This is a genomic window from Rummeliibacillus sp. POC4, from assembly GCF_003576525.1.
Lineage (GTDB): Bacteria > Bacillota > Bacilli > Bacillales_A > Planococcaceae > Rummeliibacillus.
Map to the genome: position 1 here is coordinate 13,169 of NZ_QWUA01000016.1, position 24,389 is coordinate 37,557.

The window sequence follows — 24,389 nt, forward strand, 5'->3', positions numbered from 1 at the left end:
CCAAATATTAGTATGAAGGTTTTTAGGAACGAATAACGTTCCAAAAAACCGACTTTTATTTCATAAAACCTTTGTAGTGTCGTTTTACAAGTTGAGATTCTAATTGTTTCATCGTTTCTAGTGCAACACTAACTACGATTAGCAAACTAGTACCACCAATTTGTGCAGATGATGGAAGATTTGCAATATTGATAAACAAGATTGGAAGAACTGCCACAACTGACAAGAAAATAGCACCTACAAATGTTAAGCGATATAAAACAGAAGTTAAATAATCTTGTGTACTTTTACCTGGACGTATGCCCGGAATATAAGCACCTTGTTTCTTAAGATTATCTGAAACTTTTTCTGGATTAACTTGAACGAATGCATAGAAATACGTAAACGCAACGATTAACGCTACATATATGATCATTCCAAGTGGTTGAGAATAATCAAACGTTCTTTCAATAAATCCAGTTATTTTATTATCTTCAAAGAAAGTAGCAATCGTTCTAGGTGTTACAAGAAATGCAACAGCAAAGATTACCGGGATAACCCCAGCAGAATTGACTTTCAATGGAAGATGCGATTGTTGAGCACCACGTTGTGCACCAGAACCTTTTGCATATTGAATTGGAATTTTACGATTCGCTTGTTGAACATAAATAACTCCAACTACAATTGCTAGAGCTGCTAATGCAATAATTACAAGTTTGATAATGTTGATAAATAATTGTTCACCAGCATCTTCAAATTGCTGAGCATAAATTTGGTTCACTGTTGTAGGTAACGCAGCAACGATCCCAGCGAAGATAATAATGGAAATACCATTTCCAACACCTTTTTCTGTAATCTGTTCACCTAGCCATAATAAGAACGCTGTACCAGCAGTTAACACGATTGCAATTGTTAAGTAAGTCATTACGCCTTCTTCTCTAATCAATGAACCGCCGTACATACGGTTAAAACCGTAAGACATAGCGATTGATTGAATAAATGCAAGTACAATTGCAAAATAGCGTGTAAATTGAGCGATTTTTTTACGCCCAACTTCACCTTGTTTTGACCACTCGGTGAACTTCTTCACAACATCCATTTGTAACAGTTGAACAATAATTGATGCCGTAATATAAGGCATAATCCCCATCGCAAAAATAGAGAAGTTTTTAAGTGCTCCACCACCGAAAGTATTCAAGAAACCAACCAAGCTATATTGATCAGTTTGTTGTAATACTTCAGCGTCTACATTTGGTACTGGAATGAATGATCCTATACGGAAAATCACCAACATCAAAAGTGTGAAAATGATTTTATTTCTTATATCTCTCACGCGCATAAAGTTAGAGATTGTACGAAACATTAAATCACCTCAATGTTTCCGCCGACATTTTCAATTGCTGCTTTTGCAGATGCAGAGAATTTATGAGCTTTGACAGTAAGCTTTTTATCAAGAGTTCCATTACCAAGAACTTTGATACCTGCTTTTTCTTTACCCACAACGCCAGTTTCAACAAGTAAAGCTGGTGTAACTTCTGTGCCTTCTTCAAAACGATTTAACGCATCAAGATTTACAATAGCGTATTCTTTGCGGTTAATGTTAGTGAATCCACGTTTTGGTAAACGACGGAAGATAGGGTTTTGACCACCTTCAAATCCAGGGCGTACACCGCCGCCTGAACGTGATTTTTGACCTTTTTGACCTCTACCAGAAGTTTTACCATTACCAGTCGCAATACCACGACCTACACGGTTACGTTCTTTACGTGAACCAGTAGCTGGTTCTAACTCATGAAGTTTCATTAGATGGCACCTCCTTGTTATTAAATTTAAAATTATTTTTCAGTAACTGTTACTAAATGAGCAACTTTAGTGATCGCACCGCGAATAGCTTCGTTGTCAGCATGTTCAACAGTTTGATGCATTTTACGTAAACCTAATGCTTCGATAGTTTTACGTTGTGCTGGTTTAGCACCAATTAAACTTTTAGTGAGGGTAATTTCTAGTTTATTTGACATGTTATTTCCCTCCCTTAACCTAGTAGTTCTTCTACTGATTTACCACGAAGTTTTGCAACTTCAGCAGCTTGTTTTAATTCAGATAAACCTTTAATAGTCGCACGTACCATGTTGATTGGTGTGTTTGAACCTAAAGATTTAGAAAGAATATCAGTAATACCAGCAAGTTCAAGTACGGCACGTACTGGACCACCAGCGATAACACCTGTACCAGGAGCAGCAGGTTTAATCATAATATGGCCTGCACCAAAGTTTCCAATTACTAAGTGAGGTGTAGTACCACCAACACGTGGAACTTCAATAAGGTTTTTCTTCGCATCTTCAACAGCTTTGCGAATTGCATCAGGTACTTCTTGTGCTTTACCAGTACCAAAACCTACATGGCCATTACGATCTCCAACTACAACTAGTGCAGTGAAGCGGAAACGACGTCCACCTTTTACAACTTTAGCAACGCGGTTGATAGTAACAACGCGTTCTTCAAGTTCTAGATTGTTTGCGTCAATATTAAGACCCATGAAAAGTGTACCTCCTTCTTATTAAAATTCTAAACCGTTTTCGCGAGCAGCTTCAGCTAAAGCTTTTACGCGTCCATGATATAAGTAACCACCGCGGTCAAATACAACAGCTTTGATATTTTTTTCCGCAGCACGTTTAGCGATTGTTTCACCAATTTTTGTTGCAGCTTCCACATTGCTTGCAGTTCCTTCAAAATCTTTATCCATAGTTGAAGCTGAAGCAAGTGTTACGCCTTGAGTATCGTCAATAATTTGAGCGTAGATGTGTTTATTTGAACGGTATACATTTAAACGTGGACGTTGTGTAGTACCTGAAATTTTAGCACGTACGCGAGCATGACGTTTTTTACGAACTTGATTTTTATCTTGTTTCGTAATCACAAAGGGTCACTCCTTTCTAATGCTTAGGCAGCATTATTTACCTGTTTTACCTTCTTTACGACGAACATATTCGCCTTCGTAACGGATCCCTTTACCTTTATAAGGTTCTGGTGGGCGTACGTCACGGATATTTGAAGCGTAAGCTCCAACTTTTTCTTTAGAGATACCTTTAACAACTACTTTAGTGTTAGAAGGTACTTCGAATTCTATGCCTTCTTCAGCTGTAAATTCAACTGGGTGAGAGTAACCAACGTTCAATACAAGTTTTTTACCTTGTAATTGTGCACGATAACCAACCCCAACTAATTCTAAAGATTTAGCAAAGCCTTCAGAAACACCTGTTACCATATTAGCAAGCAAAGCACGAGTTGTACCATGGTTTGTACGGTGTTCTTTAGATTCAGAAGGACGTGTTAATGTAAGAACATTTCCTTCTTGTTCGATTTTAATATCTTTGTTAAAAGCACGAACTAATTCGCCTTTTGGACCTTTTACAGTTGCTACGTTTTCAGCATCGATTGATACTGTAACACCTGCAGGTACCTCGATCGGTTTTTTACCTATACGAGACATTTAATGTTGCACCTCCATTCTATTGTTGCTAATTACCAAACGTATGCTAGAACTTCGCCGCCAACTTTTTTAGCGCGAGCTTCTTTGTCTGTTAATAAACCTTGTGAAGTTGATACTAAAGCGATACCTAGACCGTTCAATACTTTAGGTACTTCATCAGTTTTTGCATAAACGCGTAAACCTGGTTTAGAAATACGTTTTAAACCTGTAATAACACGTTCGTTATTTTGACCGTATTTTAAGAAGATACGGATAATACCTTGTTTGTCATCTTCAACATATTCAACGTCACGAATGAAACCTTCACGCTTAAGAATCTCAGCGATTTCTTTTTTAATATTAGAAGCTGGAAGCTCTAATTTTTCGTGACGGACCATGTTAGCATTACGAATGCGAGTAAGCATATCTGCAATTGGATCTGTCATAGTCATTAAAATTTACCTCCTTCCCAAATTAGGGGATTACCAGCTGGCTTTTTTAACGCCAGGAATTTGTCCCTTGTAAGCAAGTTCACGGAAACAAATACGGCAAAGTTTGAATTTGCGGTATACAGAGTGTGGACGGCCACAGCGTTCACAACGAGTATAGTCTTGAACTTTATACTTTGCACCACGTTGTTGTTTTATGATCATTGATTTTTTAGCCACGTTCTCGCCTCCCTATATTATTTTTGGAATGGCATACCGAATTGTGTTAACAACTCGTGAGCTTCTTCATCTGAGTTCGCAGTAGTAACGATAACGATATCCATACCGCGTACTTTTGAAACTTTATCATAGTCGATTTCAGGGAAGATTAATTGTTCTTTCACACCAAGTGTGTAGTTACCGCGACCATCAAATGCTTTTTTAGAAACACCGTGGAAGTCACGTACACGAGGAAGAGAAATAGAAATTAATTTGTCCAAGAAGTCATACATACGTTCACCACGTAATGTAACTTTTGCACCGATTGGCATACCTTCACGAAGACGGAAGCCAGCGATAGATTTTTTAGCTTTAGTTACAACTGGTTTTTGACCAGTGATAAGTGTTAATTCTTCAACAGCTGCATCAAGAACTTTTGAGTTTTGAACAGCGTCACCAACACCCATGTTGACAACGATTTTTTCAACTTTTGGTACTTGCATTGTTGAAGTGTATTCGAATTTGCTCATAAGAGCTTTAGAAACTTCATTTTCGTATTTTTCTTTTAGGCGGTTCATGTTTGTACCTCCCTTCTCTTTTAAACTTATTTATCGATTACTGCACCTGATTTTTTTGCTACACGAACTTTTTTGCCATTTTCTTCTTTATAACCTACGCGAGTCGGCTCGCCAGATTTAGGATCAATTAGCATTACGTTCGAAACGTGAATTGCTGCCTCTTGGCTGACAATTCCACCTTGTGGATTAAGTTGGTTAGGTTTCACGTGTTTTTTAACGATGTTAACACCTTCAACTAACACGCGATCTTTTTTAGGAAAAGCAGCTAGGATTACTCCTGTTTTGCCTTTATCTTTACCTGTAATAACCATTACTTTGTCGCCTTTTTTAACATGCATTCTGTCGCACCTCCTTGATTGGCACTTTCATGTAATTAAAGAACTTCCGGAGCTAATGAAACAATTTTCATAAAGCTATTGTCACGTAATTCACGTGCAACTGGTCCGAAAATACGTGTTCCGCGTGGTGATTTATCATCACGAATGATTACACATGCGTTTTCATCAAATTTGATGTAAGTACCGTCTTTACGACGAACACCGCTTTTCGTACGAACGATAACAGCTTTAACTACTTCGCCTTTCTTGACAACGCCACCTGGTGTTGCTTTCTTGACTGTACAAACAATAACATCACCGATGTTAGCTGTTTTACGTCCAGAACCACCAAGCACTTTAATAGTTAGTACTTCTTTCGCACCTGAGTTGTCGGCAACTTTCAAACGACTTTCTTGTTGAATCACTTAGGTTACCTCCCTTCGGACTGTTTATTCCGAATTATATTAGATAATAACCGCTTTTTCTACAACTTCAACTAAACGGAAGCGTTTAGTAGCTGATAGCGGACGAGTTTCCATGATGCGTACGATATCTCCAACTTTAGCAACGTTGTTTTCATCATGCGCTTTGAACTTTTTAGAGTATTTTACACGTTTACCATAAAGCGTATGCTTTTTGTAAGTTTCAACTAAAACAGAAACTGTTTTATCCATTTTGTCAGAAACTACGCGGCCTGTGTAAACTTTGCGTTGGTTACGCTCAGTCATGCTTGCAAACCTCCTCTTTATCAGTTATTTGCACTGATTTCTCTTTCGCGAATCACAGTTTTCATTCGCGCAATCGCTTTGCGTACTTCACGAATGCGAGCTGTGTTTTCTAATTGACCAGTCGCCAATTGGAAGCGAAGGTTGAAAAGCTCTTCTTTCAGTGATTTTACTTTTACTTCGATTTCTGCAGTTGTAAGTTCACGGATTTCATTAGCTTTCATTAGATTCACCACCAATTTCTTCACGTTTAACAATCTTACATTTAACAGGCAATTTATGAGCTGCTAAACGAAGTGCTTCGCGAGCTACTTCTTCAGTAACGCCGCCGATTTCAAACATAATTCTACCTGGTTTTACTACGGCTACCCAACCTTCAGGAGCACCTTTCCCTGAACCCATACGTACTTCAAGAGGCTTTTTAGTGTATGGTTTGTGTGGGAAGATATTAATCCAAACTTTACCGCCACGTTTTGTATAACGAGTCATAGCAATACGAGCAGCTTCGATTTGACGGTTAGTGATCCAACTAGCATCTAGAGCTTGTAAACCATATTCACCAAATGATACTTTAGTGCCACCTTTAGATGTACCGCGCATTTTACCACGATGTACACGACGATATTTAACGCGTTTTGGCAATAACATATTATTTGCCTCCTTCCTCAGAGTTCTTCTTAACTGGAAGGACTTCACCACGATAGATCCATACTTTAACACCTAATTTACCATAAGTAGTGTCAGCTTCTGCATGAGCATAATCAATGTCAGCACGAAGAGTATGAAGTGGAACAGTTCCTTCGCTGTAGTGTTCAGCACGAGCGATATCAGCGCCACCTAGACGACCAGATACTTGAGTTTTAATACCTTGAGCACCTGCACGAATTGTACGTTGAATTGCTTGTTTTTGTGCACGACGGAATGATACACGGTTTTCTAATTGACGAGCGATGTTTTCAGCTACCAATTTAGCGTCAAGATCAGCGCGTTTGATTTCAACAATGTTGATGTGTACGCGTTTGCCAGTCATTGCATTAAGGTTTTTACGAAGTGTTTCTACTTCTGTACCGCCTTTACCGATAACCATACCTGGTTTCGCTGTGCTAATAGTAATGTTAATTTTGTTTGCAGCACGTTCGATTTCAACTTTAGAAACCGATGCTTCTTTTAAACTAGTTTCGATGAATTTACGAACTTTAATGTCTTCGTGAAGTAATGTAGCATAGTCTTTTTCTGCGTACCATCTAGATTCCCAATCACGAATGACACCGACACGTAATCCTATTGGATGTACTTTTTGTCCCACGTATTATCCCTCCTTCTTCTCAGATACCACGATTGTAATGTGGCTTGTACGTTTGTTAATTGCGCTTGCACGTCCTTGAGCACGTGGACGGAAACGTTTCAACGTTGGACCTTCGTCAACGAATACTTCTGAAATTACTAAGTTGTTAACGTCTAAATCATAATTATGTTCAGCGTTAGCGACTGCAGATTTTAGCACTTTTTCTACTACAGGAGATGCTGCTCTTGGAGTATGGCGTAAAATTGCAACTGCTTCGCCAACTTGCTTGCCTCGGATTAAATCAACTACTAAGCGGACTTTACGAGGAGCAATTCGAACTGTGCGAGCAATAGCTTTAGCTTGTTGCATCAGGATTTACCTCCCCTCAAATTAGCGTACTAGAGTTTTCTTATCATCTGCACCATGTCCTTTGAAAGTACGAGTTGGTGCAAATTCGCCTAGTTTATGACCTACCATATCTTCAGTCACGTATACAGGCACGTGTTTACGTCCATCATATACAGCGATTGTTAGACCGATGAAATTCGGGAAGATTGTAGAGCGGCGAGACCAAGTTTTGATCACTTGTTTTTTTTCTGAATCTTGTTGAGCTTCCACTTTTTTCATTAAGTGTTCATCAACAAAAGGTCCTTTTTTCAAGCTACGACCCATTTTGGAACCTCCCTCCGTGATTCCACCACGGCTCTTTCATTGAACCGCAGTCTAATCACATTATTTTTTACGACGACGAATGATAAGTTTGTCGGATTTGTTTTTCTTGTTACGAGTTTTGTAACCAAGTGCTGGTTTACCCCAAGGAGTCATTGGTGATTTACGTCCTACTGGAGCTTTACCTTCACCACCACCATGTGGGTGATCGTTAGGGTTCATTACAGAACCACGAACTGTTGGGCGTTTACCTAACCAGCGAGTACGACCAGCTTTACCAAGGTGGATAAGTTCATGTTGTTCATTACCAACTTCACCAATAGTAGCGCGGCATGTACCTAGGATCATACGAACTTCGCCAGATTGAAGACGAACGATTACGTATTTACCTTCTTTACCTAATACTTGAGCAGATGTACCAGCAGAACGAACTAGTTGGCCACCTTTACCAGGTTTCATTTCAATGTTGTGGATTGTTGTACCCATTGGGATGTTTGATAATGGTAGGGCGTTACCTACTTTAATATCAACTTCTGGACCAGATACAATTGTCATTCCAACTTCTAGACCTTTTGGTGCTAGGATGTAACGTTTTTCACCATCAGCATAGTTAATTAATGCGATGTTTGCAGATCGGTTTGGATCATACTCGATAGTAGCAACGCGTCCTTCAACGCCATCTTTCAAACGTTTGAAATCGATGACACGGTATTGACGTTTGTGGCCACCACCATTATGACGAACAGTGATTTTACCTTGGTTATTACGACCAGCTTTGCGTTTTGTAGATTCTAACAATGATTTTTCAGGTTTGTTAGTAGTAATCTCAGCAAAGTCAGATGATGTCATATTACGACGACCATTTGAGGTAGGCTTATACTTTTTAATCGCCATTTGTGTTCCCTCCTTCTTTATTGTTCAAGTTGAACGATCATTACATTTCGAATAATTCGATTTCGCCTTCAGCTAATTTTACAATAGCTTTACGACGTTTGTTTGTGTAACCACCGAATTTACCGACACGTTTGAATTTACCTTTGTAGTTCATGATGTTGACTTTTTCAACTTTCACGCCAAAGATTTCTTCAACTGCGTCTTTTACTTCTGTTTTGTTGGCACGAGTGTCAACTTCAAAAGTATATTTGTTTTCTGCCATTTGTTCTGAAGAACGCTCAGTAATGACAGGACGTTTTAAAACTTCACGTGCTTCCATTAACCAAGCACCTCCTCAATTTTTTGTACAGCAGCTTGAGTGAATACAACTTTATCATGACCTACAAGATCAAGTACGTTGATTCCAGCAGCAGTTAAAACTGTTACACCTGGGATGTTACGAGCAGATAATGCTACGTTTTCATCAAGGTCAGCAGTTACGAATAATGATTTAGATTCGATAGAAAGATCAGAAAGAACTTTTACGAAATCTTTTGTTTTTGGTGCATCTAGTTTAAGAGCATCTAAAACTACAAAGTTTGTTTCAGCAACTTTAGAAGATAATGCTGATTTAAGAGCTAGGCGACGAACTTTTTTAGGAAGTTTGTAGCTGTAGCTACGAGGTGTAGGACCGAATACAGTACCACCGCCACGCCATTGTGGAGAACGGATAGAACCTTGACGAGCACGACCTGTACCTTTTTGACGCCATGGTTTACGACCACCACCAGCAACTTCTGAACGATTTTTAACTTTGTGTGTACCTTGACGTAGTGAAGCGCGTTGAGCGATTACAGCGTCAAATAATACTGATTGATTTGGTTCAATTCCGAAGATCGCATCGTTTAATTCGATTTCACCTACAGAAGAACCTGTTTGACTAAGCACGTTAACTTTTGTCATTCCTGTTTCCTCCTTTCTTCGGATAATTAGTTAGCTTTAATAGCAGATTTAACTGTTACTAATGCTTTACGAGAACCAGGAACATTACCTTTAATAAGTAGCAAGTTACGTTCAGCATCAACTTTAACAATAGTTAAGTTTTGAATTGTTACTGTATTGCCACCCATTTGACCAGGTAATTTTTTTTGTTTAAATACGCGGTTCGGAGCAACTGGACCCATTGAACCAGGACGACGGTGGTAACGAGAACCGTGGGCCATAGGACCACGAGATTGTCCGTGGCGTTTGATAACACCTTGGAAACCTTTACCTTTAGTAACACCTGTTACATCTACTACATCGCCTTCTGCGAAAATTTCAACTTTGACTTCTTGACCAACTTCGTACTCAGCTAAGTTTACATCGCGAATTTCGCGGATGAAGCGCTTAGGAGTAGTGTTTGCTTTTGCTACATGTCCTTTTTCAGGTTTGTTTGATAGTTTTTCACGTTTATCATCGAAACCAACTTGGATTGCTTCGTAGCCATCTGTTTCAACTGTTTTCTTTTGAAGTACTACGTTTGGAGCAGCTTCAACAACAGTTACAGGGATCAAATCACCATTCTCAGCAAAAACTTGCGTCATACCGATTTTTCTACCTAAGATTCCTTTGGTCATTCGTCACACCTCCTGTGGAATTTTATAATTTTATTTTACTTTACCATTATAGTTTGATTTCAATATCAACGCCTGATGGTAAATCTAATTTCATTAACGCATCAACAGTTTGTGGTGTTGGGTTAACGATATCAATTAGACGTTTATGTGTGCGCATTTCAAATTGTTCACGAGAATCTTTGTACTTATGAACCGCACGAAGAATAGTGTAAACAGATTTTTCAGTTGGAAGTGGTATCGGACCTGATACGCTTGCACCTGAACGTTTAGCAGTTTCCACAATTTTTTCAGCGGATTGATCAAGAATCTTGTGATCATATGCTTTTAAACGAATACGAATTTTTTGCTTTGCCATTATTTTCCCTCCCTTTCGCCTATTTCCTAGACATTCTCCACGGAAATTTCCCGCACGCTCGCCATGGCAATGCGGCCGGGTGTGCCGGCAACCTCCCGCTTCATCGCAGTCAAAGACCAACATTAATTATTATACATGCGTTTTAAAAATTTAGCAAGTAATTTCACTAAATACTTTATAATGTTGGTTATTTTCTTTGCTCTTATTAAACCTTCTTATTTCAACGTTCTACAGTATATTAGATTTTTTAAGTTTTGACAATCGATTTGTTTATTATTTTTCTTCTAAATTAAAAGAATCTTCTATATGTACATAATCTCCTTTTATCGTTTAAAAAACTTTTACGCAATAAAAAAGCCATCCCGTGTGCACTCGGAATGGCTTTTAGAAAATTGATAATTAAATTATTATCAATAATTATTTTTCGATGCTTGATACTACACCTGAACCTACTGTACGGCCACCTTCACGGATTGAGAAACGAGTACCGTCTTCGATAGCGATTGGGTGGATCAATTCGATGTTCATTTTAGTGTTATCGCCAGGCATTACCATTTCAGTACCTTCTGGTAAAGTGATTACACCAGTTACATCAGTTGTACGGAAATAGAATTGTGGGCGGTAGTTAGAGAAGAATGGAGTATGACGACCACCTTCTTCTTTTGATAATACATAAACTTCAGCAGTAAATTTAGTATGTGGAGTGATTGTACCTGGTTTAGCTAATACTTGTCCACGTTGGATATCTTCACGAGCAACACCACGTAGTAAAGCACCGATGTTATCGCCTGCTTCAGCATAGTCTAATAATTTACGGAACATTTCAACACCAGTTACAGTTGTTTGTTTAGTTTCTTCAGCGATACCTACGATATCAACAACGTCACCAACTTTTAATTGACCGCGTTCTACACGACCAGTTGCAACTGTACCACGACCAGTGATAGAGAATACGTCTTCGACTGGCATCATGAATGGTTTGTCAGTTTGACGTTCTGGAGTTGGGATGTAAGAGTCTACAGCGTCCATTAATTCAACGATTTTTTCTTCCCATTCTGCTTCACCTTCAAGAGCTTTAAGAGCAGAACCTTTGATTACAGGAACATCGTCGCCAGGGAAGTCGTATTCAGATAGTAAGTCACGTACTTCCATTTCTACTAATTCAAGTAATTCTTCGTCGTCTACCATATCGCATTTGTTTAAGAATACTACGATGTAAGGTACACCAACGTTTTTAGATAATAGGATGTGTTCACGAGTTTGTGGCATTGGGCCATCAGCAGCAGATACTACAAGGATAGCGCCGTCCATTTGTGCAGCACCAGTGATCATGTTTTTAACATAGTCAGCGTGTCCTGGGCAGTCAACGTGAGCGTAGTGACGAGTGTCAGTTTCATATTCGATGTGAGAAGTGTTGATAGTGATACCGCGTTCTTTTTCTTCTGGAGCGTTATCGATATCAGCGTATGATTTAGCTTCTCCGCCTTGTTTTTTAGAAAGAACAGTAGCGATTGCAGCTGTTAAAGTTGTTTTACCATGGTCAACGTGTCCGATTGTACCAATGTTAGCATGTGTTTTAGAACGGTCGAATTTTTCTTTAGCCATTTTAAAATTGCCTCCTCAGCGTTTTAAGTTTTAGTTTATAGTTATGCACCTTTAAGAAGCAGGGCCCTACTTCCTGAAGATGTCATAGCTTACATGTTATTTATACTTGATAGTTAGGTAAATTTCAATTAAAAAATTTAATATTATTCACCTTTGTTTTGTTTAATGATTTCTTCACTAATAGATTTTGGAACTTCTTCATAATGGTCAAATACCATTGAGAATGTACCGCGACCTTGTGTAGCTGAACGTAAAGTTGTTGCATAACCAAACATTTCAGCAAGTGGAACCATTGCACGAACAACTTGAGCGTTACCGCGAGCTTCCATACCTTCTACGCGACCACGGCGAGAAGTAATGTTACCCATAATATCACCAAGATATTCTTCTGGCATTACAACTTCTACTTTCATAATTGGTTCTAATAGAACTGGATTACATTTAGAAACTGCGTTTTTAAGTGCCATTGAAGCAGCAACTTTGAATGCCATTTCATTTGAATCGACATCATGGTAAGAACCATCGAATAATTTTGCTTTAATATCGATTAATGGGAAGCCTGCAAGTACACCATTTTGTAGAGAGTCTTTAAGACCTGCTTCTACTGCTGGAATGTATTCACGAGGTACTACACCACCGACGATAGCATTTTCAAATTCGAAGCCTTTACCTTCTTCGTTTGGTTCGAATTCGATCCAAACGTGACCGTATTGACCACGACCACCTGATTGACGTACGAATTTACCTTCAACTTGAGCACCAGTACGGAAAGTTTCACGGTAAGATACTTGAGGAGCACCTACGTTAGCTTCAACGTGGAACTCACGTTTCATACGATCAACGATGATATCTAAGTGAAGTTCACCCATACCAGAGATAATTGTTTGGCCTGTTTCTGTGTCAGTGTGAGCACGGAATGTTGGGTCTTCTTCTTGTAGTTTTTGTAAAGCTTGACCCATTTTATCTTGGTCTGCTTTAGATTTAGGTTCTACAGAAAGTGAAATAACTGGTTCAGGGAATTCCATTGATTCAAGAATAACTAAGTTATTTTCATCACATAGAGTATCACCAGTAGTAGTTGCTTTAAGACCTACAGCAGCTGCAATGTCCCCAGCATATACTTCTTGGATTTCTGAACGAGAGTTAGCGTGCATTTGTAGGATACGACCTACACGTTCACGTTTCCCTTTTGTAGAGTTTTGTACGTATGAACCTGATTCAAGAACACCAGAGTATACACGGAAGAAAGTTAATTTACCAACATAAGGGTCAGTCATAACTTTGAATGCTAGTGCAGAGAATGGTTCTTCATCAGATGAATGACGCACGATTTCTTCTTCGCCATCAACAGATGTACCTTTAATAGAAGCAACGTCTGTTGGAGCTGGTAGGTAATCAATTACTGCATCTAGCATTAATTGAACACCTTTGTTTTTGAATGCAGTACCACAAGTTACAGGGTAGAATTCAACGTTTAAAGTTGCTTTACGAATTGCAGCTTTTAATTCTTCTTTAGTGATTTCTTCACCAGCGAAGTATTTTTCCATTAGATCTTCATCTAATTCAGCTACAGCTTCGATTAATTTTTCGTGATATTCTTCTGCTTGTGCTTTGTATTCTTCTGGAATTTCTTTAACTTCAGCGTTTGAACCGTCATCGCCTTCTTTGTAGAATGTAGCGTTCATTTCTACAAGGTCAATGATTGCATGGAATTCATCTTCAGCACCGATTGGTAATTGGATTGGGTGAGCGTTAGCTTCTAAACGTTCGTGTAAAGTTTTTACAGAATATAAGAAGTCAGCACCGATTTTATCCATTTTATTGATGAATACGATACGAGGTACGCCGTAAGTTGTAGCTTGACGCCATACAGTTTCGGTTTGTGGTTCTACACCTGATTGTGCATCAAGTACAGTCACAGCACCATCAAGTACACGAAGAGAACGTTCAACTTCAACTGTGAAGTCTACGTGTCCTGGTGTGTCGATGATGTTAACTCGGTGACCTTTCCATTGAGCTGTTGTAGCAGCAGAAGTGATAGTGATACCACGTTCTTGTTCTTGCTCCATCCAGTCCATTTGAGAAGCACCTTCATGAGTTTCACCGATTTTGTGAATCTTACCAGTGTAATAAAGGATACGCTCAGTTGTTGTTGTTTTACCAGCATCAATGTGAGCCATGATTCCGATATTACGAGTATTCTCAAGGGAGAACTCTCTAGTCATGCTGTATTTCTCCTTCCATAATGGATTAAGATTAAATCGCGATTACCAACGGTAGTGAGCGAATGCTTTGTTCGCTTCTGCCATTTTGTGCATATCTTCGCGTTTTTTAACTGATGCACCAGTGTTGTTAGAAGCATCTAGAATTTCGTTAGCTAGACGTTCTTCCATTGTTTTTTCACCACGAAGGCGAGAGTAGTTTACTAGGTAACGAAGACCAAGAGTTGTACGACGATCAGGGCGTACTTCTACTGGTACTTGATAGTTAGCACCACCTACACGGCGAGCACGAACTTCAAGAACAGGCATTACATTGTTTAATGCAGCATCGAATACTTCTAGAGGATCTTTACCTGAGCGTTCTTTTACTAATTCGAAAGCTCCGTATAAGATTTTTTCTGAAGTACCTTTTTTACCATCTACCATCATTTTATTGATTAAGCGAGTTACTAGTTTTGAATTATAAATTGGATCTGGTAACACGTCACGTTTGGAAACAGGACCTTTACGAGGCATTTGTTTTCCTCCTTTCAGCAAAAAGCTAATTTACATTATTTTTTTTCTTTTGGTTTTTTAGCACCATATAGAGAACGAGATTGCATACGACCGTTTACAGCAGCAGTATCTAATGCACCACGTACAACGTGATAACGTACCCCTGGTAAATCCTTTACACGACCGCCACGAATAAGAACAACACTGTGTTCTTGTAGGTTATGGCCTTCACCAGGAATGTAAGCATTAACCTCGATTTGGTTAGTTAAACGTACACGAGCGTATTTACGTAACGCTGAGTTTGGTTTTTTTGGAGTCATTGTACCAACACGTGTACAAACACCACGTTTTTGTGGTGAGTTAACATCAGTCAATGATTTTGCAAAGCTGTTATAGCTTTTGTTCAATGCTGGTGATTTTGATTTTTTACTTTTGGATTGACGAGGCTTACGTACTAATTGGTTAATTGTAGGCATCGATTTTTCCTCCCTTCATAATGTTTGTTAAATCCACACATCCAGGTGGTTCATTTTAAGACAAAAAACAAAGTCTTTGCGTGATCATCGCAAAAACTACCATTCAGTAATCGCACAAACTGCAGCGCCTACTTGAATTTTGCAGGCTCTACCAAGTTCTCTTTTCGAGTCTACTAATACAACGGGAATACCTTTATTTTGTGCTAATAGCACCGCGCACTTGGTCATTCGAACGTCTGCATCTAGAGCAACGAAAACTTCAGTAACATGACCAGTTTGTAATGCTTTAACTGTTTGTTTAATGCCAACGATTGTTTTTTTAGCCTGTTTGACTTTTTCATAAGACATTTTCATATCCTCCGAAATGATAGACAATCAACTATCAACCTTACATATAGTATCATCCATCGACAATATTGTCAATGAATTAAATAAAAATCTCAAGGAGAAGATTATATCTTCTCCTTGGATTTCTTTAAAAATTACTCAGCAGCAAGTGTTTCCTCAGTTTTTTCTTCGCTTTCGGCAATTTCAATTTGACGATAGCGTTGCATACCTGTACCAGCTGGAACAAGTTTACCTAAGATAACATTTTCTTTAAGACCAAGTAATTCATCTCGTTTACCTTTAATAGCAGCATCAGTTAAGACACGAGTTGTTTCTTGGAATGATGCAGCAGATAAGAATGATTCTGTTTCAAGAGAAGCTTTTGTAATACCTAGGATAACTGGGCGACATGTTGCAGGAATTTTACCTTCATGTACAGCTTCTGCATTCGCTTCAGAGAATTGGTGAATGTCTAGTAATGTACCTGGAAGTAATTCAGTTTCCCCAGCTTCAATAACACGTACTTTACGAAGCATTTGACGAACCATTACTTCAACGTGTTTATCTCCAATTTCTACCCCTTGCATACGGTATACTTTTTGAACTTCTTTTAGTAGATATTCTTCTACAGTAGAAACATCTGTCACTTTCAACAATTCTTTAGGATCGATAGAACCTTCTGTAAGAATTTGACCATGTTTCACTTGATCGTTAACTTGTACTTTTAATCGCGCATTGTATGGAGCTAAGTATTTACGTGCTTCTACTGCTCCTGTAACTGTAATTTCTTTTTGTCCTTCGCGAACTTCTTCAATATCAGTTACAACCCCAGCGATTTCAGTAATAACTGCTTGACCTTTAGGGTTACGTGCTTCAAAAATTTCTTGGATACGTGGAAGACCTTGTGTGATATCGGCACCTGCTACACCACCTTGGTGGAATGTACGCATTGTTAATTGTGTACCTGGTTCACCAATAGATTGAGCAGCGATGATACCAACTGCTTCACCCACTTCAACTTTGTCACCAGTTGCTAAGTTCATACCATAACATTTTTTACATACACCATGTTTTGTATTACATGTATATGCAGATCGAATTGTCACTTCTTCAATACCAGCTTCGGCAATTTGACGAGCTAATTCTGGTGTGATCAATTCATCTTTAGCTACAAGTACTTCGTTTGTTTCTGGGTGACGGATTGTTTTCTTAGCATAACGTCCTGTAACACGTTCTTCTAATGTTTCAATAATTTCTGTTCCTTCTTTTAAAGAAGTAATAGCTAAACCACGGTCAGTACCACAATCATCTTCACGGACAATTACATCTTGTGCAACGTCTACTAGACGACGAGTAAGGTAACCTGAATCGGCTGTTTTAAGTGCTGTATCGGCAAGACCTTTACGAGCACCATGAGTTGAGATGAAGTATTCCAATACTGTTAAACCTTCACGGAATGAAGATTTGATTGGAAGTTCAATAATACGACCAGCTGGGTTGGCCATCAGACCACGCATACCAGCAAGTTGAGTGAAGTTAGATGCGTTACCACGGGCACCAGAGTCACTCATCATGAAGATTGGGTTATCTGCTGGAAGTGAGTCCATCAATTTAGATTGGATTTCATCTTTTGCAGCACTCCAGAATGAAATTACTCGATCGTAACGTTCTTCTTCAGTTATTAAACCACGACGGAATTGTTTCATTACTTTATCTACTTGTTCTTGAGCATGGTGTAAAATTTCTTGTTTACCTGGTAATACGATGATATCTGAGATACCGATTGAAATACCAGCTTTAGTAGAGAATTTGAAACCAAGGTCTTTAAGACGGTCAAGCATTTTAGATGTTTCAGTAATGTGATAACGAGCAAATACTTCAGCAATAATCTTACCAAGGTATTTTTTCGTGAATGGTTTAATAAGTTCTTGCGTTTTTAAATGTTCTTTAACATTAGTTGTTGTAGGAACAAAGTATTTAGCCGGTGTTCCATCTTGTAAGTTTGAAGTTGTTGGTTCATTGATGTATGGGAAAGCATCATCAAGAATTTCGTTGAAAATAACTTTACCTACAGTTGTAATCAACAACATATTATTTTGTTCTTCTGTGAATGTTTTGTTATGCAAAGATGAAGCTTTGATTGCAATACGAGTATGCAAATGTACTTCATGGTTTTGATAAGCGACATTCAATTCATCTGGTCCGTAGAAGATTGTACCTTCGCCGACAGCACCTTGACGTTCTAGTGTTAAGTAGTAGTTACCTAATACCATATCTTGAGAAGGTGTTACAACTGGTTTACCATCTTTAGGATTCAAGATGTTTTGTGCTGCAAGCATTAACAAACGTGCTTCTGCTTGTGCTTCTGCTGATAGTGGAACGTGAACCGCCATTTGGTCACCATCGAAGTCAGCGTTATATGCTGTACATACTAATGGGTGAAGACGAATTGCTTTCCCTTCAACTAGAGTTGGTTCGAACGCTTGGATACCTAGTCTGTGAAGAGTCGGTGCACGGTTAAGTAATACTGGATGTTCTTTGATGATATCTTCTAGGACATCCCATACTTCTGGGTGCATACGTTCAATTTTACGTTTTGCAGATTTAATATTATGTGCTAAACCGCGTTCAACAAGTTCTTTCATAACAAAAGGTTTAAACAATTCGATTGCCATACCTTTTGGAAGACCACATTGGTACATTTTTAAGTATGGACCTACTACGATAACAGAACGACCAGAGTAGTCAACACGTTTACCAAGTAAGTTTTGACGGAAACGACCTTGTTTACCTTTTAACATATGAGAAAGAGATTTTAATGGGCGGTTACCAGGACCAGTAACTGGACGGCCACGACGACCATTATCGATTAAAGCATCTACCGCTTCTTGAAGCATACGTTTTTCGTTTTGAACGATGATTCCAGGAGCACCAAGATCAAGAAGACGTTTTAAACGGTTATTACGGTTAATAACACGGCGATATAAATCGTTTAAATCAGATGTTGCGAAACGACCACCATCTAGTTGTACCATTGGACGTAATTCTGGAGGAATTACAGGTAGTACATCTAAGATCATCCATTCAGGACGGTTGCCTGAGTGGTGGAATGATTCAACAACTTCTAATCGTTTAATAGCACGTGTACGGCGTTGGCCTTGTGCAGTTTTAAGTTCTTCTTTAAGAGCTTCTGATTCTTTATCAAGATCAATTTCTTGAAGTAGTTGTTTAATGGCTTCTGCACCCATTGCTGCATCAAAAGTTTTGCCGTATTTTTCGCGATATGCACGGTATTCTTTTTCAGTAAGCAATTGTTTTTTCTCAAGTGGAGTGTCAGCTGGATCGATTACTACATAAGAAGCAAAGTAAATAACTTCTTCAAGTGCACGAGGTGACATATCCAAAATAAGACCCATACGACTTGGGATACCTTTAAAGTACCAAATATGTGAAACTGGAGCAGCTAATTCAATGTGCCCCATACGTTCACGACGTACTTTTGCACGTGTTACTTCTACACCACAACGGTCACAAACTACGCCTTTATAACGTACGCGTTTGTATTTACCACAGTGACATTCCCAGTCCTTTGTAGGTCCGAAAATACGTTCACAGAACAAACCGTCTTTTTCTGGTTTAAGTGTACGATAGTTAATAGTTTCTGGTTTCTTGACTTCTCCATAAGACCATGAGCGAATTTTATCAGGTGAAGCTAAACCTATTTTCATGTACTCAAAATTATTAACGTCTATCAAGGAGCCTACCTCCCTTTATTCTGAAGTCTTTAATGACTTTTCTTAGCTCGACGATTGATTTATTTATAAAACGGGAAGGAGGACAAGCCCATAAATGGTCCTGTCCAACATCCCAGTACTGTAATTGAATTACTCAGGTGACCCTACTGATGCTTCTTCTTCGTTGTTTGAAGTAATGTTAAATGAATCGTTTGGTTGAAGATCATCATCATCTTCACTATCACGTAATTCTATTTCTTCATCATCGATTGTTAGCATTTTCACATCTAAACCTAAAGATTGAAGTTCTTTAATTAATACTTTGAAAGATTCAGGAACGCCTGGTTCTGGAACACTTTCACCTTTTACGATTGCTTCGTAAGTTTTAACACGACCTACAACGTCATCTGATTTAACTGTTAAGATTTCTTGAAGTGTATAAGCAGAACCATATGCTTCAAGAGCCCAAACTTCCATTTCACCAAAACGTTGTCCACCAAATTGCGCTTTACCACCAAGAGGTTGTTGCGTAACTAATGAGTAAGGACCTGTTGAACGAGCGTGAAGTTTATCATCAACCATGTGAGCAAGTTTGATCATATACATAACACCAACTGATACACGGTTATCGAAAGGTTCACCAGTACGTCCATCATAAAGGATTGTTTTACCGTCACGATTCATGCCGGCTTCTTCCATTGTTTTCCATACGTCTTCATCAGTAGCACCATCGAATACCGGTGTTGCCATATGAACGCCTAAGTAACGAGCGGCCATACCTAGGTGCAACTCTAATACTTGTCCGATGTTCATACGAGATGGTACACCTAATGGGTTTAACATGATATCTACTGGAGTACCGTCTGGCAAGAATGGCATATCTTCTTCAGGTAAGATACGAGAGATTACCCCTTTGTTACCATGACGTCCGGCCATTTTGTCCCCAACGCGAATTTTACGTTTTTGAACAATATAGACGCGAACCATTTGGTTAACACCTGGTGATAATTCATCTCCATCTTCACGATTGAAGACTTTGACATCTAGTACGATACCGCCTGCACCGTGAGGAACACGTAATGAAGTATCACGAACTTCACGAGCTTTTTCACCGAAGATTGCGTGTAATAGGCGTTCTTCTGCAGTCAATTCAGTTACCCCTTTAGGAGTTACTTTACCGACTAAAATGTCACCATCATGCACTTCAGCACCAATGCGGATAATACCACGTTCATCTAGGTTACGTAATGCTTCTTCTCCGACGTTAGGAATATCACGAGTGATTTCTTCAGGTCCGAGTTTAGTATCACGTGCTTCTGATTCATATTCTTCGATATGAACAGAAGTATAAACGTCATTTTTAACAAGACGTTCGTTCATGATTACAGCATCTTCATAGTTATAACCATTCCAAGTCATGAATGCTACGACTACGTTTCGACCAAGTGCTAACTCACCGCGTTCCATTGAAGGACCATCTGCAAGAATATCACGTGGTTTAACACGTTCGCCAACTTTCACTAATGGACGTTGGTTGTAACTTGTACCTTGGTTAGAACGTACAAATTTTTGTAATTTATATTTTGTTAAATCGCCTTTAACTTCTTTCCCATCGATTACTTCGATACGGCGTACATGAATTGAACGTGCTTCAACATGTTCAACAATACCTGCATATTTTGCAACTACTGCCGCACCTGAGTCACGTGCATCTACATGTTCCATACCTGTACCAACGAATGGAGCTTCAGGATTTAACAATGGAACTGCTTGTCGTTGCATGTTGGCACCCATAAGAGCACGGTTTGAGTCATCGTTTTCTAAGAATGGAATACATGCTGTTGCTGCAGATACTACTTGTTTTGGAGATACGTCCATGTAGTCAACAGTTTCACGTTTGAATACTGAGTTATCACCACGGAAACGTCCTACAACTTCTTCCTCAGCAAAAGAGCCATCTGGATTTAATGGTGAATTTGCTTGAGCAACAACGTAGTTATCTTCTTCGTCAGCAGTTAAATAATCGATATGATCTGTTAAGCAACCAGTTTCAGGATCAACACGACGATATGGTGTTTCGATGAAACCAAATTTGTTCACTTTTGCATAACTTGAAAGTGAGTTGATCAAACCAATGTTTGGACCTTCTGGTGTTTCAATCGGACACATACGACCATAGTGAGAATAGTGAACATCACGTACTTCAAAGCCAGCACGTTCACGTGTTAAACCACCAGGTCCTAGAGCTGATAGACGACGTTTGTGAGTCAATTCAGCTAATGGGTTTGTTTGGTCCATGAATTGTGATAATTGAGAACTACCAAAGAATTCTTTAATAGCTGCAATTACTGGACGAATATTGATCAATTGTTGTGGAACAATAGACGCTGTGTCGTTAATAGACATACGTTCACGTACGACACGTTCCATACGAGATAACCCGATACGGAATTGGTTTTGTAGAAGTTCACCTACAGAACGTAGACGACGGTTACCTAAGTGGTCGATATCGTCTGTGTCGCCCACACCATATAATAAGTTAAAGAAATAAGAAACAGATGATACTACATCAGCAGGAGTGATATGTTTCACTTCTTCATCGATATAAGCATTACTGATTACTTTGATTTCTTTTTGTGATTCATCATTTGGTGCATAGATTTTAATTTCTTGAATTTGAATATCTCCTTCAAGAACTCCTCCAACTTTAGAAATCGTTTTAAAGCCAACACCGTTTTCTAAATATGGGATTAAACGATCTAGTACACGACGGTCGATTAATGTACCAGCTTCGACCAAAATTTCGCCTGTTTCAGGATCTGCTAAAGTTTCAGCAATTGTTTGGTTGAATAGGCGGTTTTTGATATGAAGCTTTTTGTTCATTTTGTAACGACCAACGTTTGCTAAATCATAACGTTTTGGATCAAAGAAACGAGAATACAATAGATTTTTTGCACTTTCTACTGTTGGTGGTTCACCAGGGCGTAGACGTTCATAAATTTCTAATAGTGCTTTTTCTGTACTATCTGTATTATCTTTTTCCAATGTGTTACGTAAAAATTCGTTATCACCGATTAATTCGATGATTTCTTGATCGGATGCAAAGCCAAGCGCACGTAAAAGTACTGTAATTGGCAATTTACGAGTACGGTCGATACGAACATAGACAACATCTTTAGCGTCAGTTTCGTATTCAAGCCAAGCACCACGGTTTGGAATAACTGTAGCACCAAAACCTTTTTTACCGTTTTTATCTGTTTTATCGTGATAGTATACACTTGGTGATCTTACTAATTGTGAAACAATAACGCGTTCCGCGCCGTTGATAATGAAAGTACCAGTTTCTGTCATGAGTGGGAAATCCCCCATGAATACTTCTTGTTCCTTCACTTCTTCTGTTTCTTTGTTAAGAAGACGTACTTTTACACGTAATGGTGCTGCATAAGTCACGTCACGTTGTTTGCATTCATCGACATCATATTTCGGTTCTCCGAGACTGTAGTCGACGAATTCTAGTGATAGATTCCCTGTGAAGTCTTCAATTGGTGAAATGTCACGGAACATTTCACGTAAACCTTCTTCAAGAAACCATTCGTTAGATGCGGTTTGAATCTCAATAAGATTCGGAAGTTCCAGCACCTCTTTAATACGCGCAAAGCTTCTACGCTGGCGGTGTTGTCCGTACTGAACTAGTTGACCTGTCAACTCATTCACCCCTCAATAAAGCGATAATAGGTCTTTCAGAAACCATATAAATGTTGTATGATTACGAAAGACAAAAAGAAAACGAGTTCATTTTGAGCTCATTTTCGATTAACCAAAGTTAAATTCGAAAGCTCTTGCTATTTCATTTTCAATCAATAGGCAAACGCCCTCAAATTAATATTTTTGCATTTTATTATATTATCACAGCGTTTTTGTCAAGTCAATCTATAAGTTTTGACAAATTTATTTTACTGCTTTGATAATCCAATAACCTTTTTTCTTCTCTACTATTTCCACTTTTGAAAATTTTAATTCCAAATGTTCTACAGTAGATGGTGCACCTTGTTTTTTTTGAATGACAATCCACAGTTCACCTAAATCCACTAGTTTTTCATATGCTTCATCATAAAATCTAAAAATAGTGTTTTTTCCTGCGCGAATCGGAGGATTTGTCAAAACAACAGCGACTTGTTCTTCTTGAACAGATGAAAGTGCATCACTCTCATAGATCTGTACATTTTGAACCCCGTTCAATTCAGCATTTTTCTTTGCTAGATTAACCGCTCGCTCATTGACATCCATCATGTGAATTATATGATTTGGATAACTTTTTGCAATTGACAATCCAATTGGTCCATATCCACAACCTACATCTAAAATACACCCTTCAACAGTTGGCATCTCAAAACTATCAATTAATACACGGGAACCAAAATCTACTTCGCTTTTACTAAAAACCCCTGCATCTGTTTCAAAAACAAAAGAAAATCCCCGAAGTGTAAAATTCCATCTACGTGGTTTACTCTCTACTTGAGGCTTTTTTGAATAATAATGTTCTGACAAGAATAATGCCCTCCATCATCTAAAGGTAAAGAAAAAGCCCGCCAAAATTGACGAGCTTTTCACAATCAACAAGTAGAAATTATTTAACTTCTACAGATGCGCCAACTTCTTCAAGTTTAGCTTTGATTTCTTCAGCTTCTTCTTTAGCAACGCCTTCTTTAAGAGCTTTAGGAGCGTTATCAACTACTTCTTTAGCTTCTTTAAGACCTAAACCAGTGATTTCACGAACCACTTTGATTACTTTAATTTTTGAATCACCAGCAGAAGCTAAAACTACATCAAATTCAGTTTTTTCTTCTGCAGCTGCAGCAGCGCCACCAGCAACTGCTACAGGAGCAGCAGCAGTAACACCGAATTCTTCTTCGATTGCTTTTACTAAATCGTTTAATTCAAGAACTGTCATATTTTTAACAGCTTCTAAGATTTGCTCATTGTTCATTATATTTTCCTCCTATACGGAATGTAA

General features: G+C 38.7%; 31 protein-coding genes. All 31 read right to left on the minus strand.

The genetic code is table 11. From position 1 onward, the window contains the following. Window positions 1–55 precede the first annotated feature (55 nt). The 31 genes from secY to rplL all read right to left on the minus strand — a co-directional run bounded on the left by secY (window position 56) and on the right by rplL (window position 24,362). Entirely contained in the window at window positions 56–1,342 is a 1,287-nt protein-coding gene (gene secY, locus D1606_RS06895) for a preprotein translocase subunit SecY (protein ID WP_119415286.1), read from the minus strand. Beyond that, window positions 1,342–1,782 (minus strand): 50S ribosomal protein L15, encoded by a 441-nt coding sequence (rplO, locus tag D1606_RS06900; protein ID WP_119415287.1) that lies wholly within the window; start codon window positions 1,780–1,782, stop codon window positions 1,342–1,344. The genes secY and rplO overlap by 1 nt, the downstream gene beginning before the upstream one ends. A 32-nt stretch (window positions 1,783–1,814) precedes the next feature. Further along, the gene (gene rpmD, locus D1606_RS06905; protein WP_119415288.1) at window positions 1,815–1,997 is read right to left on the minus strand and encodes a 50S ribosomal protein L30; all 183 of its coding nucleotides are present in this window, start codon (window positions 1,995–1,997) and stop codon (window positions 1,815–1,817) included. A gap of 14 nt (window positions 1,998–2,011) precedes the next feature. Continuing rightward, window positions 2,012–2,515 (minus strand): 30S ribosomal protein S5, encoded by a 504-nt coding sequence (gene rpsE / locus D1606_RS06910; RefSeq protein WP_102693559.1) that lies wholly within the window; start codon window positions 2,513–2,515, stop codon window positions 2,012–2,014. A 21-nt stretch (window positions 2,516–2,536) separates the two neighbouring features. After that, complete coding sequence (rplR, locus tag D1606_RS06915; protein WP_102693558.1) at window positions 2,537–2,896, minus strand: 50S ribosomal protein L18; 360 nt, start codon at window positions 2,894–2,896, stop codon at window positions 2,537–2,539. 33 nt (window positions 2,897–2,929) lie between these two features. Beyond that, window positions 2,930–3,469 carry a 50S ribosomal protein L6 gene (gene rplF, locus D1606_RS06920; protein ID WP_119415289.1) on the minus strand — a complete coding sequence of 180 codons (540 nt, stop codon included), beginning with the start codon at window positions 3,467–3,469 and terminating at the stop codon, window positions 2,930–2,932. A gap of 32 nt (window positions 3,470–3,501) precedes the next feature. After that, the gene (gene rpsH, locus D1606_RS06925) at window positions 3,502–3,900 is read right to left on the minus strand and encodes a 30S ribosomal protein S8 (protein WP_119415290.1); all 399 of its coding nucleotides are present in this window, start codon (window positions 3,898–3,900) and stop codon (window positions 3,502–3,504) included. Window positions 3,901–3,930: 30 nt separating this feature from the next. Next, complete coding sequence (locus D1606_RS06930; RefSeq protein ID WP_119415291.1) at window positions 3,931–4,116, minus strand: type Z 30S ribosomal protein S14; 186 nt, start codon at window positions 4,114–4,116, stop codon at window positions 3,931–3,933. A 17-nt stretch (window positions 4,117–4,133) separates the two neighbouring features. Continuing rightward, a complete protein-coding gene (gene rplE, locus D1606_RS06935) occupies window positions 4,134–4,673 on the minus strand; it encodes a 50S ribosomal protein L5 (protein ID WP_119415292.1) in 540 nt (179 codons plus the stop codon). A 26-nt stretch (window positions 4,674–4,699) separates the two neighbouring features. Then, the gene (rplX, locus tag D1606_RS06940) at window positions 4,700–5,011 is read right to left on the minus strand and encodes a 50S ribosomal protein L24 (protein WP_102693554.1); all 312 of its coding nucleotides are present in this window, start codon (window positions 5,009–5,011) and stop codon (window positions 4,700–4,702) included. Between the two features lie 35 nt (window positions 5,012–5,046). After that, window positions 5,047–5,415, minus strand: coding sequence for a 50S ribosomal protein L14 (rplN, locus tag D1606_RS06945; protein WP_066790904.1), 369 nt, complete (start codon window positions 5,413–5,415; stop codon window positions 5,047–5,049). A 39-nt stretch (window positions 5,416–5,454) separates the two neighbouring features. Next, complete coding sequence (gene rpsQ, locus D1606_RS06950) at window positions 5,455–5,718, minus strand: 30S ribosomal protein S17 (RefSeq protein ID WP_119415293.1); 264 nt, start codon at window positions 5,716–5,718, stop codon at window positions 5,455–5,457. A 20-nt stretch (window positions 5,719–5,738) separates the two neighbouring features. Beyond that, on the minus strand, window positions 5,739–5,939 hold the full coding sequence (gene rpmC / locus D1606_RS06955; RefSeq protein ID WP_066790908.1) for a 50S ribosomal protein L29: 201 nt from the start codon (window positions 5,937–5,939) through the stop codon (window positions 5,739–5,741). Then, window positions 5,929–6,363, minus strand: a complete 435-nt coding sequence (gene rplP / locus D1606_RS06960) for a 50S ribosomal protein L16 (RefSeq protein WP_119415294.1) — start codon at window positions 6,361–6,363, stop codon at window positions 5,929–5,931. The genes rpmC and rplP overlap by 11 nt, the downstream gene beginning before the upstream one ends. A gap of 1 nt (window position 6,364) precedes the next feature. Beyond that, window positions 6,365–7,021 carry a 30S ribosomal protein S3 gene (gene rpsC, locus D1606_RS06965; protein WP_119415295.1) on the minus strand — a complete coding sequence of 219 codons (657 nt, stop codon included), beginning with the start codon at window positions 7,019–7,021 and terminating at the stop codon, window positions 6,365–6,367. 3 nt (window positions 7,022–7,024) lie between these two features. Then, window positions 7,025–7,369, minus strand: a complete 345-nt coding sequence (gene rplV, locus D1606_RS06970; RefSeq protein ID WP_102693548.1) for a 50S ribosomal protein L22 — start codon at window positions 7,367–7,369, stop codon at window positions 7,025–7,027. Between the two features lie 21 nt (window positions 7,370–7,390). Further along, window positions 7,391–7,672, minus strand: coding sequence for a 30S ribosomal protein S19 (gene rpsS, locus D1606_RS06975; protein WP_119415296.1), 282 nt, complete (start codon window positions 7,670–7,672; stop codon window positions 7,391–7,393). A gap of 60 nt (window positions 7,673–7,732) precedes the next feature. Then, on the minus strand, window positions 7,733–8,563 hold the full coding sequence (gene rplB, locus D1606_RS06980) for a 50S ribosomal protein L2 (RefSeq protein WP_119415297.1): 831 nt from the start codon (window positions 8,561–8,563) through the stop codon (window positions 7,733–7,735). Window positions 8,564–8,603: 40 nt separating this feature from the next. Continuing rightward, window positions 8,604–8,882 (minus strand): 50S ribosomal protein L23, encoded by a 279-nt coding sequence (gene rplW, locus D1606_RS06985; RefSeq protein WP_102693545.1) that lies wholly within the window; start codon window positions 8,880–8,882, stop codon window positions 8,604–8,606. After that, entirely contained in the window at window positions 8,882–9,505 is a 624-nt protein-coding gene (gene rplD, locus D1606_RS06990) for a 50S ribosomal protein L4 (protein WP_119415298.1), read from the minus strand. The genes rplW and rplD overlap by 1 nt, the downstream gene beginning before the upstream one ends. 26 nt (window positions 9,506–9,531) lie before the next feature. Further along, window positions 9,532–10,161 carry a 50S ribosomal protein L3 gene (rplC, locus tag D1606_RS06995; protein ID WP_119415299.1) on the minus strand — a complete coding sequence of 210 codons (630 nt, stop codon included), beginning with the start codon at window positions 10,159–10,161 and terminating at the stop codon, window positions 9,532–9,534. A gap of 46 nt (window positions 10,162–10,207) precedes the next feature. After that, complete coding sequence (gene rpsJ / locus D1606_RS07000) at window positions 10,208–10,516, minus strand: 30S ribosomal protein S10 (protein ID WP_119415300.1); 309 nt, start codon at window positions 10,514–10,516, stop codon at window positions 10,208–10,210. A 417-nt stretch (window positions 10,517–10,933) separates the two neighbouring features. Beyond that, complete coding sequence (gene tuf, locus D1606_RS07005) at window positions 10,934–12,121, minus strand: elongation factor Tu (protein WP_119415301.1); 1,188 nt, start codon at window positions 12,119–12,121, stop codon at window positions 10,934–10,936. A gap of 143 nt (window positions 12,122–12,264) precedes the next feature. Further along, window positions 12,265–14,346 carry an elongation factor G gene (gene fusA, locus D1606_RS07010; RefSeq protein WP_119415302.1) on the minus strand — a complete coding sequence of 694 codons (2,082 nt, stop codon included), beginning with the start codon at window positions 14,344–14,346 and terminating at the stop codon, window positions 12,265–12,267. 42 nt (window positions 14,347–14,388) lie between these two features. Beyond that, window positions 14,389–14,859: a 30S ribosomal protein S7 gene (rpsG, locus tag D1606_RS07015; RefSeq protein WP_119415303.1), complete on the minus strand. Its 471-nt coding sequence runs from the start codon at window positions 14,857–14,859 to the stop codon at window positions 14,389–14,391. 35 nt (window positions 14,860–14,894) lie between these two features. Further along, a complete protein-coding gene (gene rpsL / locus D1606_RS07020) occupies window positions 14,895–15,314 on the minus strand; it encodes a 30S ribosomal protein S12 (RefSeq protein WP_102693539.1) in 420 nt (139 codons plus the stop codon). Between the two features lie 96 nt (window positions 15,315–15,410). After that, window positions 15,411–15,662, minus strand: coding sequence for a ribosomal L7Ae/L30e/S12e/Gadd45 family protein (locus tag D1606_RS07025; protein ID WP_119415304.1), 252 nt, complete (start codon window positions 15,660–15,662; stop codon window positions 15,411–15,413). Between the two features lie 134 nt (window positions 15,663–15,796). Further along, window positions 15,797–19,396, minus strand: a complete 3,600-nt coding sequence (rpoC, locus tag D1606_RS07030; protein WP_119415305.1) for a DNA-directed RNA polymerase subunit beta' — start codon at window positions 19,394–19,396, stop codon at window positions 15,797–15,799. Between the two features lie 129 nt (window positions 19,397–19,525). Then, the gene (rpoB, locus tag D1606_RS07035) at window positions 19,526–23,089 is read right to left on the minus strand and encodes a DNA-directed RNA polymerase subunit beta (protein WP_199670688.1); all 3,564 of its coding nucleotides are present in this window, start codon (window positions 23,087–23,089) and stop codon (window positions 19,526–19,528) included. Window positions 23,090–23,323: 234 nt separating this feature from the next. Beyond that, entirely contained in the window at window positions 23,324–23,923 is a 600-nt protein-coding gene (locus D1606_RS07040; protein ID WP_119415307.1) for a class I SAM-dependent methyltransferase, read from the minus strand. Between the two features lie 79 nt (window positions 23,924–24,002). Continuing rightward, complete coding sequence (gene rplL, locus D1606_RS07045) at window positions 24,003–24,362, minus strand: 50S ribosomal protein L7/L12 (protein WP_119415308.1); 360 nt, start codon at window positions 24,360–24,362, stop codon at window positions 24,003–24,005. Between the last annotated feature and the right edge of the window lie 27 nt (window positions 24,363–24,389).

What these genes read in the sequence shown, in the direction of transcription:
- rplB (WP_119415297.1), bottom strand. Translation starts at nt 8,563, where the DNA reads ATGGCGATTAAAAAGTATAAGCCTACCTCAAATGGTCGTCGTAATATG.
- rplV (WP_102693548.1), bottom strand. Translation starts at nt 7,369, where the DNA reads ATGCAACAAGCTAAAGCTATTGCTCGCACAGTTCGAATTGCTCCTCGT.
- rplO (WP_119415287.1), bottom strand. Translation starts at nt 1,782, where the DNA reads ATGAAACTTCATGAGTTAGAACCAGCTACTGGTTCACGTAAAGAACGT.
- rplD (WP_119415298.1), bottom strand. Translation starts at nt 9,505, where the DNA reads ATGACAAAAGTTAACGTGCTTAGTCAAACAGGTTCTTCTGTAGGTGAA.
- rplP (WP_119415294.1), bottom strand. Translation starts at nt 6,363, where the DNA reads ATGTTATTGCCAAAACGCGTTAAATATCGTCGTGTACATCGTGGTAAA.
- fusA (WP_119415302.1), bottom strand. Translation starts at nt 14,346, where the DNA reads ATGACTAGAGAGTTCTCCCTTGAGAATACTCGTAATATCGGAATCATG.
- rplC (WP_119415299.1), bottom strand. Translation starts at nt 10,161, where the DNA reads ATGACCAAAGGAATCTTAGGTAGAAAAATCGGTATGACGCAAGTTTTT.
- rplF (WP_119415289.1), bottom strand. Translation starts at nt 3,469, where the DNA reads ATGTCTCGTATAGGTAAAAAACCGATCGAGGTACCTGCAGGTGTTACA.
- rplW (WP_102693545.1), bottom strand. Translation starts at nt 8,882, where the DNA reads ATGGAAGCACGTGAAGTTTTAAAACGTCCTGTCATTACTGAGCGTTCT.
- rplX (WP_102693554.1), bottom strand. Translation starts at nt 5,011, where the DNA reads ATGCATGTTAAAAAAGGCGACAAAGTAATGGTTATTACAGGTAAAGAT.
- rpsS (WP_119415296.1), bottom strand. Translation starts at nt 7,672, where the DNA reads ATGGGTCGTAGCTTGAAAAAAGGACCTTTTGTTGATGAACACTTAATG.
- rpmC (WP_066790908.1), bottom strand. Translation starts at nt 5,939, where the DNA reads ATGAAAGCTAATGAAATCCGTGAACTTACAACTGCAGAAATCGAAGTA.
- secY (WP_119415286.1), bottom strand. Translation starts at nt 1,342, where the DNA reads ATGTTTCGTACAATCTCTAACTTTATGCGCGTGAGAGATATAAGAAAT.
- rpsQ (WP_119415293.1), bottom strand. Translation starts at nt 5,718, where the DNA reads ATGACTGAGCGTAACCAACGCAAAGTTTACACAGGCCGCGTAGTTTCT.
- rpsH (WP_119415290.1), bottom strand. Translation starts at nt 3,900, where the DNA reads ATGACTATGACAGATCCAATTGCAGATATGCTTACTCGCATTCGTAAT.
- rpsE (WP_102693559.1), bottom strand. Translation starts at nt 2,515, where the DNA reads ATGGGTCTTAATATTGACGCAAACAATCTAGAACTTGAAGAACGCGTT.
- rplL (WP_119415308.1), bottom strand. Translation starts at nt 24,362, where the DNA reads ATGAACAATGAGCAAATCTTAGAAGCTGTTAAAAATATGACAGTTCTT.
- rpsJ (WP_119415300.1), bottom strand. Translation starts at nt 10,516, where the DNA reads ATGGCAAAGCAAAAAATTCGTATTCGTTTAAAAGCATATGATCACAAG.
- rpsG (WP_119415303.1), bottom strand. Translation starts at nt 14,859, where the DNA reads ATGCCTCGTAAAGGTCCTGTTTCCAAACGTGACGTGTTACCAGATCCA.
- rplE (WP_119415292.1), bottom strand. Translation starts at nt 4,673, where the DNA reads ATGAACCGCCTAAAAGAAAAATACGAAAATGAAGTTTCTAAAGCTCTT.
- rpmD (WP_119415288.1), bottom strand. Translation starts at nt 1,997, where the DNA reads ATGTCAAATAAACTAGAAATTACCCTCACTAAAAGTTTAATTGGTGCT.
- rpsL (WP_102693539.1), bottom strand. Translation starts at nt 15,314, where the DNA reads ATGCCTACAATTAACCAATTAGTACGTAAGCCTCGTCAATCCAAAAGT.
- D1606_RS07025 (WP_119415304.1), bottom strand. Translation starts at nt 15,662, where the DNA reads ATGTCTTATGAAAAAGTCAAACAGGCTAAAAAAACAATCGTTGGCATT.
- tuf (WP_119415301.1), bottom strand. Translation starts at nt 12,121, where the DNA reads ATGGCTAAAGAAAAATTCGACCGTTCTAAAACACATGCTAACATTGGT.